Genomic DNA, 11,611 nt, shown 5'->3' with positions numbered 1-11,611 from the left:
GAAGAAGTTATTTTTTTGGGACAGCATCGTAATTTTCTTGTACTTTTTTCCAATTAATCACATTGAAAAAGCCATCGATATAATTTTTTCGTCGGTATTGGTAGTCTAAATAATAGGCATGCTCCCATAAATCTAAAGCTAATATTGGAGTGCCAGGAACAAGTGCATTTCGCATCAAAGGATTGTCCTGATTTGATGTACTGGTCACCTGAAGTTTTCCTGCGCGATCAACTAATAACCAGGCCCAACCAGAACCAAATTGTTTTGTAGCTTCGTCTTTGAATAAAGTTGTAAAGTTTTCAAACGAGCCAAAATCCCTAGTAATTGCCTCTGCCAATGAGTTTGTAGGTTGACCACCCGCTTTTGGTGCCATGCATTTCCAATACAAGGAATGATTGTAAAAGCCACCCGCATTGTTGCGAAGTGCCGCCTCATTAGGATCCAATTTAGTTAATACTTCTTCTATGGTTAGGTTCTCTAGTGGAGTTCCTAACACTGCTTGATTCAAATTATTAGTATAGGTTAAATAATGCTTAGAATAATGCATTTCTAAAGTGGTTGACGATATACTGGGAGCTAAAGCATCGTAGGTGTAGGGTAGTTTTTCCATTTGAAATGACCCTTCGTTTGCTCTTACGTCATCAGGAGATCCAATAATAGTAGTCGTTTGTTCAGCAGTATTGGGCAACGGTACTTCAACTACTTCTATTAATTTTTTGTTATTACAGGAAAAAGAAATAATTAATAAAAAGGAAATGAGAATTAAAAGAAATTTGTTTTTCATAGTGAACTATTTTTTTAACAGCGATTCAATCATGTCGATGTACTGCTGTTTTGCTTCATCTGCAGTCAGGTGGCTTATTTGCATCCACGCATTTGTTTTGAAGGCATCTCTTAAATGATAGGAAGAAGTTTGTTTTAGATCTAAGATTCCCAGAGTAGCTTGCTTGTAAGAGGCATACAGCCGCAACTGTACATCTTGCGGTAAGGAAGCTTGAGTCATATCAGAAGCTATTTTAACTGCTTCCTGAAATCGAGTATCTAAATCTTTTTTAATCATTATGCTTTGGTCGCAATAACTGTTTTTCCTCCTATTGCTTTTTCATTTAAACTGACATTAATGGGGGTACCTAAAGGCAAAAAGATATCTACTCTTGATCCAAATTTTATAAAACCAGCATCAGTTCCCTGAATTACCTGCATACCTTCTTGGGCATAATTTACAATTCTTCTAGCAAGTGCACCTGCAATTTGACGATAAAGGACTTCTCCGAAAGTTTTATTTTCGATTACAATTGTTGTTCTTTCGTTTTCCTCACTTGCCTTTGGGTGCCAGGCAACTAAAAATTTACCGGGATGGTATTTGCTAAATTTTACAAGTCCACTTAAACCATAACGCGTAACATGTACGTTTATTGGAGACATAAAAATGGATATTTGCAAGCGTTTGTCTTTGAAATACTCACCTTCATAAACTTCTTCAATAACTACTACTTTGCCATCTACAGGAGCAAGGATTTGATTTTCATTTTCAATAGCTACTCTTTTAGGATTTCTAAAAAACTGCAAGATGATAATCAAAAGTAGAAGTGCTGCTATTTGAATAGCCATTTTAAGCCAAATGATGTCTATAAAATTATCAGACAATAAAAGGACAATAGCTGTAAAAATTGTACCTAATAAAATAGATTGGGTTCCTTCTTTATGAAACATAGTTTAAGATTTGATAAAATAAAAAAATTATTGGTGCTACAAATATAACACTATCTAAACGATCTAGGATACCTCCGTGACCGGGCATTATACTTCCGCTATCTTTTACACCGGCGATACGTTTGAATTTGGATTCGATTAAGTCTCCTATAGTTCCAGCAATTCCGACAATAACTGCAATAGAAGTCCAGATGAGGATGGATCTATCACTAAACTCAGGATTGGCTTTGATATAATATTTTGATATTAAATATCCTGCTAAAACCGCAAAAAGTATTCCGCCTAAAAATCCTTCAATGGTTTTTTTAGGTGATATTTTTTCGAATAACTTAGTTCGTCCTATTGATTTTCCCACAATATAAGCAAATGTATCGTTGGTCCAAATTAGAATAAATAAACCAATTATAATTTTAGGATTATAATCATTTATCCCAAAAGAAATTTTAGTGATAAACACAAAGGGTAGCATGATATACCCTAATAAATACAAATATTTAGAGGAAGTACTTATTTTTTGAATGTTATCATAAAATAAGAAAAGAATGCATTTTATGGAAACTACTAATGCAATAACCAATAAGACAATGTCTAATTGTTGAATATTGATTGAAATTTCTAAATTGGTATTGAATAGTTGATTAATAGTTTCAGTTGTGGTCTTGTTGTAATGACTTACTAGCGTTACGGTAGTATACAATAGGACTCCAAAAATAACTGGAAATACTTTAGGTATTTGAATGAGATTGCAAAATTCATAAATTGCAATTATTAGAAAAATTCCAAATAAAATAAAAAAGGTTTCAGTTGAATATAAAATAGAGACGAGCAATAATATGATATAAACAGCTCCTGATATACCTCGTTTTAGAGTTTCATTCATCTTAAAGATCTTCTAAAAGCAGTAAGTAAAGGTTTTTGGCAGAACTTCCGTATTGAGTGAAGTCTTCTTCTTTGGCTTTTTCGAAATATTTTATAGTGGTAATGTTCGTTGGGTAATCTCTTTCGTATTTCTTTTTAATGGCGCTTAACCCATCGCTTTTAGTTCCAAGAATTTGACTTGTTTTAGCTAAAACGATTATGTTTACAGGTAATTCGTTTGGTTTGTTTTGTTTGATTTGTTTTGATGAAAATAGTATGGAACCTTCATCTGCTATTAAGTTCTCACAACTGGCAAGAATGAATTTGGGATTAGCAGGTTTAGTATATTGTAATTTATTGTCATCCAACATTGAGAATAGGTCGGGATCATAACATAAAACGTCACTTTCGAACCAGTCATTTTCCTCTAATATATTTTCAAATTGCTCTTTAATTTCATCAGTGTTTTCACAGTATAAAAATTTCCCTCCATTTTTTTTAAAATTAAAGATAAATTGTTCATCTATTGAGGTCGTGTTTTCAGTATTTGAGTTACTAAATTCACTTTCTTTATCTTCCTCAGAAGTAGGATTACTAGAACCAAAAATTTTTCTAAAAAGACTCATATTTCTGTAAACTGCTATAATTTATTATTTGAAAACGTCCAAAGATAAAAAAATCTTAATTCAAAAGTAGTTTTTGAATTAAGATTTTAAAAATAAATGAATAATGATGTGTTTTTAGGACACGACTTCTTCTAGATTTTTGTCGAAAGTTCTTTTTCCGAAAATAGCTTCTAAATCATCTTTGAAAATAACTTCTTTCTCAATTAGAATATTCGCAAGTTGATTTAGTTTGTCTTTATTCTCTTCTAGAATTTCAATTGCTCTTTGGTACTGACTTTCAATCAGTATTGAAATTTCTTCGTCGATTACTCTGGCTGTTTCTTCAGAATAAGGTTTGGAAAAATTGTATTCGCTTTGTCCTGTTGAATCATAATAGGTAACATTACCTATTTTTTCATTCAAACCGTAAATAGTTACCATAGCCCGTGCTTGTTTAGTGACTTTTTCTAAATCACTTAACGCACCAGTTGAAATCCTGTTGAAAGTTACTTTCTCAGCAGCTCTTCCACCCATGGTAGCACACATTTCATCCAACATTTGATCTGGTCGAACAATTAAACGCTCTTCTGGCAAGTACCAAGCAGCGCCTAGACTTTGTCCTCTAGGAACTATTGTTACTTTAATTAATGGAGCAGCATGTTCAAGCATCCAGCTTACCGTTGCATGTCCTGCTTCATGAATAGCAATCGCTTTCTTTTCATCAGGAGTAACAATTTTATTTTTCTTTTCAAGACCACCAACGATTCTATCAACCGCATCTAGAAAATCTTGTTTATCTACCGCAGTTTTGTTATGTCTAGCCGCTATTAAAGCAGCTTCATTACATACGTTGGCAATATCAGCACCCGAAAAACCTGGAGTTTGCTTGGCTAAAAATTCAGTGTCGAGTCCTTCCACTTTTTTCAAAGGCGCAAGATGTACTTTGAATATTTCAGCTCTTTCGCGAATGTCTGGCAAGTCAACAAAAATTTGTCTGTCAAAACGACCTGCACGCATTAATGCTTTATCCAATACATCAGCTCTGTTGGTCGCAGCTAAAACAATTACGTTTGAGTTTGTTCCAAAACCGTCCATTTCAGTTAACAACTGGTTTAAAGTATTCTCACGTTCATCATTTCCGCCTGACATATTGCTTTTTCCTCTTGCTCGTCCTACCGCATCAATTTCGTCAATGAATATAATTGCTGGAGATTTTTCCTTGGCTTGTTTGAATAAATCACGAACACGGGAGGCCCCTACGCCAACAAACATTTCCACAAAATCAGATCCTGATAAAGAGAAGAATGGTACTTGAGCTTCACCAGCTACGGCTTTAGCTAATAAGGTTTTACCAGTTCCAGGAGGTCCTACTAATAAGGCTCCTTTTGGAATCTTACCTCCTAAATTAGTATATTTTTCAGGATTTTTTAAGAATTCAACAATCTCTTGAATTTCTTCTTTCGCTCCTTCTAAACCAGCTACATCTTTAAAAGTAGTTTTGATATCTGTTTTTTCGTCAAAAAGTTTTGCTTTTGATTTTCCAATGTTGAAAATCTGTCCGCCACCACCTGCGCCACCACCAGACATTTTTCTCATGATAAATATCCAAACAGCAATGATGATAATAATGGGTAAAAGACTAATTAAAATGTCTGACCAATTATTTTTTGGTAAGAAATTAAAGTCCTTCAATTTACCTTCAGCAACTGCTTTTTCTAGTTTGTTTTGGAATATTTGATCATTACCAATGTCAAAGGTATAATGTGGTCCTTTGTTAGGTCTGTCAAAAACATCTTTAGAAACTTTCTTGTGTACTGCATCTTTCATTGCAGCAGCATTTAAAAATACTTCCGCTTCTGTTTTGTTGTAAACAATAACTTTTTCAATTTGTCCTTTTTCTAAAAAGTCGTTAAACTTTGAAGAGGTTAACTGCCCAGGTTCGTTTAAGCTCGAACCACCAGTTATGAAACTTATAAATAAGAAAATTAATAATATTGCAGCGTAAATTAGCCAAGGGCTTACTTTAAACTTATTCGGATTGGGATTATTTTCTTTAGCCATTACTACGGATTATGTGTCTTTAGTATTTATTTTCTATGGTTGTTATTTTAGCATCGCCCCACAAACTTTCGATGTTGTAATATTCTCTAATGTGTTTTTGAAATACATGTACAACAATATTTACATAGTCCATTAATACCCATTCTGCATTATCCGTTCCTTCAACATGCCATGGCTTGTCTTTCAATTCTTTTGAAACTGTTTTTTGGATGGAGTTTACGATGGCGTTAACTTGTGTATTTGAATTACCGTTGCAAATAATGAAATAGTCGCAAACTGCCGTATCTATCTCTCTTAAATCTAGTATTGTAATATCATTACCTTTTACTTCTTCTATTCCCTTAATGATATTCGCCAATAGGACGTCATTATTTATAGTCTTTTTCGCCATGAATTATTTTTATATAAGTTTGTAAAGTTACCATTTTTTGTGATTATTTTTGAACCTTAACACAATATTAAATTCTGTTCCACAAAAAAACGTAAAATGAAAGTTATCAAACTCGATGCCATAGATTCTACAAACGCATTCCTTAAAGGCTTATCTAGTAAACAGGACCTGGAGAACTTCACGGTTGTGACTGCAGAGAGTCAAACAAAAGGAAAGGGTCAAATGGGCGCCGTTTGGGCTTCTGAGGCGAGTAAAAACTTAATAATGAGTATTTTGGTCAAAGATTTTTTGTCTGATATTTGTCAGATATTCAATCTAAATGTAGCCGTTTCTCTTGCTGTAATTGAAGTATTAGAAACGATGAAGATTCCTGATCTTAGTATTAAATGGCCGAACGACATAATGTCATACAACAAAAAAATAGGTGGCATTTTGATAGAAAATAGTATCAAAAGTGACGGAACGATTATTTCTGTAGTAGGGTTGGGACTCAATGTGAATCAAACTAATTTTGAAAATTTACCAAAAGCTTCCTCGTTAGCGGTTATTTCTGGAGCAACATTCGAACCAGAAGAGCTTCTCATGCTAATTGGTACTGGAATAGAACAAAAGATCGAATTGTGGAAACAGTTTCCCACTACTCTATGGGACAGCTACATCAATAATTTGTACAAAAAGGGAATTCCAATGGCTTTTTCAGCTCAAAATGGCACCAATTTTATGGGAATTATTCAAGGTGTTTCAGATATTGGTAAATTGCAAATTATGCTAGAAGATGATTCAGTTGTAGCATTTGACATTAAAGAAATTCAAATGTTGTACTAAAATTCTATTTTTATAGACTAAAATTCTCCCCTAAATAAAATTTGATGAGGGCATAATTATACATTAATTCATATTTAGAGGTAATTAGCTCTGCTTGGGCATTGTTAAAATTCATTTTAGTAACGTTTAGTTCATTGATATTGATTTTTCCTAGTCCAAATTTTAATAAGTCAGCTTCATAGCTTTTTCTCGAAAATTCAAAGGCAATGGTAGCGGATTCCTTTTTTTTAATTGCTGTTTTGGTGTCAGTTATTGCTTTTAATATTTCTTTGGAAAGTCGGTTCTGTTCTATTTGAGTTTCGGCTATGGATTGATTATAATTGAGTTTACTTATTTTTATTTTGGCGAAATTCTCAAATTGGCTAAAAATAGGAATTGTTAAATTTAATCGAAGTCCTTTTGATAAATTAGTATCAAACTGCTCCTGGAAGGGAACCAAAGGCTCTTTAATATTGTAATTAGTTCCAATCATAAACCGCATACTTAAGGAAGGGTATAAGGAGGCTTTAGCAATTGAAATTTCAGTTTGCATTTGTTGTACCTTTATGATTTGCATCAAATAAGAAGGATGTATTTCGACTGCTCTTTTCGTTAAATAGTATTGATCTTCATTCATTTCAATAGCGACATTCATTTCTAAATCAAGCTTAACTAAAGTGATATCACTTTCTAAAGGAATATTCATTAATTGTTTGATACTGATTAAATTGTCCGTTAAATGATTTTGATTCGTTAATAAAGTCAATTCTTCCGTTGCTTTTTGGGATTTAATTTTAAACACTTCGCTCTCACTAATTACACCAGATTCGTACTTTAAAACGGCTAACTCCAATTGTTCTTCACTTGATTTAATTTGTTCCTGATTCGAAATAATAATTTCCTGCAGGTATAAAATCGTAATGTATTTCTGAGCCAAATTGATGGTAATTTCATTTTCTATTTTTTGAATATTGGCATCGTTTATTTTTACGTCTTGCTTTGCTGATTTAATGGTGTTTATAGTCGAAAAGCCAGAAAATAAATTATACTCAGCTTCAAGGTCTCCTGAATAATTTTCAATTTTTTTATTGACAAATAAATTAGTGTCTGGATCTATTTCTCTACCCCAGGATTTTTTGTTTTCAACCGTTCCATTTACAAAGGGTAAAAATTTCCCATAACTAGATCTGTATTTGTAATTGCTTATTTCCCTGCTTAGATGCGCATTTTTTAGTGCTAGATTATTTTGTAATGCTAACTCTAGACAGTTGGTAAAGGACAAATAATCTTGTCCCAAAATTACATTTGAGAAGAGAAAAAGTACAATAACACTAAGTCTGGTTTTCATGGCAGTTAATTCAAATTAGAGTCTATTTTATTAAATAGTTTTTTCATGATGTATTGATACAGTTTCATTTTTTCGATAATTACTTCTCCTTTCAGTTTGTAGCCCGCTTTAAGATTAATATTTGGATTGTATTTTTGAATAGTTGCTAAACAATAAAAGGTTTTCTCTACATCCGAAGCCGATACGTAGGTGATTTTTCCTTTAACAGCTCCAAAACGGTAGTAGTTGTACGCATCCAGTTTTAAGTTTATTTCTTGTCCCTTTTTAATATAAGCAAGGTCCTTCTCATCTAAAATTACCTTGGCATAAAAGGCCTCTTTTTTAGGCGCAATAATGGTAAGAATATCGCCTTTATTTACGATTTCAAGATTTTGTCGTGCGTTAAAAAGAGTCGATATAGTGCCGTTTATGGGCGCAATTATTAGCAGTTTTCCTAACTCGTCTGAAATGTAAATCAGATTGGATTTTCCATCCTTGATAAGGGTTTCTAGTTCTATAATGTCTTGCTGATAATTATGAATTTGGTTTTCTACATCAATTATATTGCGAAGTAAATCATTATTTGTTTTTTGATAATTATTGGACAAATTTTCAAAATCATAATTTTTCACTTCGTAACTTGACTTAATATCTACTTGTCCTTTCTTATCATCGAGATTTTTGTTTTTAGTTTCAATCAATTCGTATTTTGATATGGCACCTTTAGCGTATAATACGGAATCAGTTTGAAATTTATCGGTTAGAATCGACGTTTGTTGCGATGATAGATTGATTTTACTATTCAAGGATGTGATTTCTTGCTCGACTTTTTTACGATCTGTTTGGTAAATATTAGATTGGATATTTAATAATTGTTTTAAAGAATTTTTACGATTTTGAGTATTATGAATCAATTTTTTTATAATATTTATTTTATGCTTCATACCAGTAACATCCGTATTTATGATTTCAAAATCGGATCTGGTTTTTTTGTTTTCAAGTAGGAAGAGCGTATCTCCTTTTTTAATTTCCTCTCCCTCTTTTACCAAAACTTTGATGACTTTAGCTTCATTGGGGGCATTGATTTTTAGTTGTGGTGTGTCAGAAAAGATTTGGCCTTCTTTAAAACTCACTGTGTCATTCATTTTAATGGTAAAAATTAAAATTACTGTGATGATAAGGAATGCCACTAAAAACCTGTTTAAAATTTTAATAAACCGGATTGACTTCGTGTTGTAGTATAAAGAGTTCTCCATTAGTTATTTTATATTTTTTATTAAAATTGATGTTGGTTATTGGTTCATGTGATATGATGATGTAGGTTCTGGCTTGGTCTTCATCGATCATGGTTTCTACTTTATTCCTTGATTCTAGATCCATTCCTGATAATACTTCATCTAAAATAATGAGCTCAGCCTCAGCAAACAAAGCGCGAAGTAGGAGGATTTTTTTACGCTGTCCAGTAGAAAGATTTTTTCCGTTTTCATTGATTATAAAATCCAGTCCATCATCTTTTGAGGCGATATAATCATAAAAATTGATCTTTTTTGCCATATCTAAAATAGCGATGACTGAAATGTCCTTTCCTAAAATAATGTTGTTTTGAATGGTATCATTGAATAAAGTATCTTCATTGGTCACTAGCAAAATTTTATCTCGCATAGCATCATCATTATAGAATTTTTTTTCTCTTTCATTAATTAAAATCGAACCAGAAGTAGGATGGTATAAGGTGGTTAGCACTTTACTGAAGGTTGATTTTCCAGAACCGTTTTGTCCTTCAATTTTTATTTTTTCGCCTTTTCTGATTTTTAAATTGATATCTTTTAGTATAAATTCATCTGGTAAGTAGCCGTAATTTAGATTCTGTAGTTCGATTTTTTCAATACTGAAATCCCGAATTCCTTTTTTTGATATTTTTTTGGTTTGTTCATCAAAATCTAAATATCGTTTTAAAATGACTTCATTCTCTTGGAGTGTCATGTTATCATCTAAAATCCCTTTCAAAGAAGAAAATATTTTTGAAGAGAGCGTAATAAAAGTTACGATTTGTCCTAGCGTTATTATTTGGGTTTCAATAGCTGATTTAGTCAAAAATAAGATGATGAAAATAGTTGAAACAATGACAATTAGCGCCACAACAATTTTGTTTAATAAATCTATATAGCCGTTTCTAAGCTGGATTTTAAGATATTCATTGATGCTTAAAAAGATTTTGTTGGTATGAAACCGTTCGATTTTAAAGCTTTTAATCACTTGTATGCCATCTACTTTTTCCATCATTTTTGATAGAAAATCAGCTTTGCGCATGTAGCGGAGCCTTTCATTTTGTTTTAAATAAGGAGTAATAAATTTGAACCAAAGAAAAAATAATATCATGACGCCTAAAACAATCAATGTTAAAGTTTTGTCTATAAAAAACAAAATGCACAGGGAGTATAACGATACACTGACATCGACTAAAATACTAGTAAAGAATTTCATGAAAAAGCTTTTTAGCTTTAACGAATCACTAACCCGCTCCATCAAATCGCCTTTCTTGTAGGAATGAATATAAGACAGTGAAGAATTGTTGATTTTTTTATCGAAAGAAAATAAAAAATACCGGTCTAAAGCATTCCCTAAATGAATCCCTACAAAATTTTTGTAAACAGTAGTAAAAATGTCAAAGACTTTATAGATGCCAAGTCCGATTGCGAATAAAACTAAGGTATTTAAATTATACGTAGGCAGGACATTATCAATCATAATTTGATTAGTAAAAACTGCAAATTGTGCTGTTGCAGCTGAAAACATAGCTGCAAATATGTAGATATACCAAAGCTTTTTGTATTCACCCAATTGATTGAATAGTTGCCAATATAAACTGCTGGTGTTTTCCTCAGGAATGAATTCCTGAGCCTCTTTTTGGTTCTCATCTTCTTTCACCACTAAAATCAAAGGAGAATTGTTTTTGATTCTTCCTTTTTCAAATTCTAATATTTTAAAATTATTGGGTACAGCTGAAATTTCTTGATTTTTCAACAAGTCTTTAAGGAAGTTTCGTTCTGCCTCTGAATCTTTAAATCCAAAATTCTCCTTTAAATATTTAAAATAAGTGAGTTTGTTAAACAGTAATGCGTGACCATTTTCAATCAATACGTTGTGAAAATTAAGATGGTATTCTGCTAAATCTTGAGTGCAGATCGCTATTATTTTTTCTTCAGTATCAGTTAAATCCCAGTGATTTTTATTAAAATGTGATTTTCTTTTAATTTCTTGTAAGGATAAAAAATATTGACTCCCTTTAGTGGGATCATAAATTTTTAGCTGTCTATTTTTGAGTTCATTAATCACTACATAATGCAAACCATTTTTACTGTTAATGGGAAGAATAAACGGGAATAATTCTTGTAAATTCGCTTCATTCCCGATGATGTGATTGATGTCAAACAACTTCAATTGTGCTGTAAATCCATTAGAATTTAAGAAATTTTTTATATCTGATATTCGGGAACCTTTTTCCTCCAATGGAACATGCTGCTCGATGTATTTTCGAGAAATATTTTTTTCGTATATATTAAATATGGTTTTAATTGCGCTAATTCCGCAATCGTTGCTTTTTAGTTGGGGGTCAGTAATTGGCATAATTTTGAGGATTTTTAGCTCTGGTTATGGGGCCAACTAGATTTAAAATTGTTAATAACTAATTAATAATCAGTAATTTACTAATATTAAATAAATGTTGGATTTTTTTTTCCATAACGAACCTAAATAGTCGATAAAATGACAATTAGTGTTTTTTTTATATAAAAAAAAGCCTTTCAGTTTACACCAAAAGACTTTTATAAGATTATTTTATTGTTATTATTT

Annotated in this window: 11 protein-coding genes; 1 reads left to right on the top strand and 10 read right to left on the bottom strand. The window is 31.9% G+C overall.

All coding sequences use genetic code 11. The features are described 5' to 3' along the window. Positions 1-7: 7 nt before the first annotated feature. The 7 genes from BUC11_RS09810 to rsfS form a co-directional block, all read right to left on the bottom strand. Positions 8-784: a superoxide dismutase gene (locus BUC11_RS09810; protein ID WP_073353706.1), complete on the bottom strand. Its 777-nt coding sequence runs from the start codon at positions 782-784 to the stop codon at positions 8-10. 6 nt (positions 785-790) lie between these two features. Continuing rightward, positions 791-1,060: an acyl-CoA-binding protein gene (locus BUC11_RS09805; protein ID WP_073353703.1), complete on the bottom strand. Its 270-nt coding sequence runs from the start codon at positions 1,058-1,060 to the stop codon at positions 791-793. Then, complete coding sequence (locus BUC11_RS09800; protein ID WP_073353702.1) at positions 1,060-1,713, bottom strand: phosphatidylserine decarboxylase family protein; 654 nt, start codon at positions 1,711-1,713, stop codon at positions 1,060-1,062. Before BUC11_RS09800 ends, BUC11_RS09805 begins: the two co-directional genes overlap by 1 nt. After that, positions 1,703-2,593, bottom strand: a complete 891-nt coding sequence (locus tag BUC11_RS09795) for a phosphatidate cytidylyltransferase (RefSeq protein WP_073353699.1) — start codon at positions 2,591-2,593, stop codon at positions 1,703-1,705. Before BUC11_RS09795 ends, BUC11_RS09800 begins: the two co-directional genes overlap by 11 nt. 1 nt (position 2,594) lies before the next feature. After that, a complete protein-coding gene (locus BUC11_RS09790; protein WP_073353697.1) occupies positions 2,595-3,197 on the bottom strand; it encodes a lactate utilization protein B/C in 603 nt (200 codons plus the stop codon). 114 nt (positions 3,198-3,311) lie between these two features. Continuing rightward, positions 3,312-5,237: an ATP-dependent zinc metalloprotease FtsH gene (gene ftsH, locus BUC11_RS09785; RefSeq protein ID WP_073353694.1), complete on the bottom strand. Its 1,926-nt coding sequence runs from the start codon at positions 5,235-5,237 to the stop codon at positions 3,312-3,314. 19 nt (positions 5,238-5,256) lie between these two features. Beyond that, positions 5,257-5,628 (bottom strand): ribosome silencing factor, encoded by a 372-nt coding sequence (rsfS, locus tag BUC11_RS09780; RefSeq protein ID WP_066078331.1) that lies wholly within the window; start codon positions 5,626-5,628, stop codon positions 5,257-5,259. Between the two features lie 96 nt (positions 5,629-5,724). Between rsfS and BUC11_RS09775 the strand changes: the two genes are divergently transcribed. Next, complete coding sequence (locus BUC11_RS09775; protein ID WP_073353691.1) at positions 5,725-6,453, top strand: biotin--[acetyl-CoA-carboxylase] ligase; 729 nt, start codon at positions 5,725-5,727, stop codon at positions 6,451-6,453. 10 nt (positions 6,454-6,463) lie between these two features. Here the strand turns inward: BUC11_RS09775 and BUC11_RS09770 are convergent, their stop codons facing one another. Genes BUC11_RS09770 through BUC11_RS09760 form a run of 3 tightly spaced genes read right to left on the bottom strand, consistent with a single transcriptional unit; the run spans position 6,464 to position 11,386 of the window. Further along, the gene (locus BUC11_RS09770; protein ID WP_073353690.1) at positions 6,464-7,780 is read right to left on the bottom strand and encodes a TolC family protein; all 1,317 of its coding nucleotides are present in this window, start codon (positions 7,778-7,780) and stop codon (positions 6,464-6,466) included. Between the two features lie 5 nt (positions 7,781-7,785). After that, the gene (locus BUC11_RS09765; protein WP_175547742.1) at positions 7,786-8,949 is read right to left on the bottom strand and encodes a beta-barrel domain-containing protein; all 1,164 of its coding nucleotides are present in this window, start codon (positions 8,947-8,949) and stop codon (positions 7,786-7,788) included. A 19-nt stretch (positions 8,950-8,968) separates the two neighbouring features. Continuing rightward, complete coding sequence (locus BUC11_RS09760; RefSeq protein ID WP_073353687.1) at positions 8,969-11,386, bottom strand: ATP-binding cassette domain-containing protein; 2,418 nt, start codon at positions 11,384-11,386, stop codon at positions 8,969-8,971. Between the last annotated feature and the right edge of the window lie 225 nt (positions 11,387-11,611).

It is taken from the genome of Flavobacterium xanthum (assembly GCF_900142695.1).
Lineage (GTDB): Bacteria > Bacteroidota > Bacteroidia > Flavobacteriales > Flavobacteriaceae > Flavobacterium > Flavobacterium xanthum.
The sequence above is the reverse complement of the archived record's forward strand: the minus strand, read 5'-3'. Positions and strand labels throughout refer to the sequence as shown.

What these genes read in the sequence shown, in the direction of transcription:
- BUC11_RS09810 (WP_073353706.1), bottom strand. Translation starts at nt 784, where the DNA reads ATGAAAAACAAATTTCTTTTAATTCTCATTTCCTTTTTATTAATTATT.
- BUC11_RS09805 (WP_073353703.1), bottom strand. Translation starts at nt 1,060, where the DNA reads ATGATTAAAAAAGATTTAGATACTCGATTTCAGGAAGCAGTTAAAATA.
- BUC11_RS09800 (WP_073353702.1), bottom strand. Translation starts at nt 1,713, where the DNA reads ATGTTTCATAAAGAAGGAACCCAATCTATTTTATTAGGTACAATTTTT.
- BUC11_RS09795 (WP_073353699.1), bottom strand. Translation starts at nt 2,593, where the DNA reads ATGAATGAAACTCTAAAACGAGGTATATCAGGAGCTGTTTATATCATA.
- BUC11_RS09790 (WP_073353697.1), bottom strand. Translation starts at nt 3,197, where the DNA reads ATGAGTCTTTTTAGAAAAATTTTTGGTTCTAGTAATCCTACTTCTGAG.
- ftsH (WP_073353694.1), bottom strand. Translation starts at nt 5,237, where the DNA reads ATGGCTAAAGAAAATAATCCCAATCCGAATAAGTTTAAAGTAAGCCCT.
- rsfS (WP_066078331.1), bottom strand. Translation starts at nt 5,628, where the DNA reads ATGGCGAAAAAGACTATAAATAATGACGTCCTATTGGCGAATATCATT.
- BUC11_RS09775 (WP_073353691.1), top strand. Translation starts at nt 5,725, where the DNA reads ATGAAAGTTATCAAACTCGATGCCATAGATTCTACAAACGCATTCCTT.
- BUC11_RS09770 (WP_073353690.1), bottom strand. Translation starts at nt 7,780, where the DNA reads ATGAAAACCAGACTTAGTGTTATTGTACTTTTTCTCTTCTCAAATGTA.
- BUC11_RS09760 (WP_073353687.1), bottom strand. Translation starts at nt 11,386, where the DNA reads ATGCCAATTACTGACCCCCAACTAAAAAGCAACGATTGCGGAATTAGC.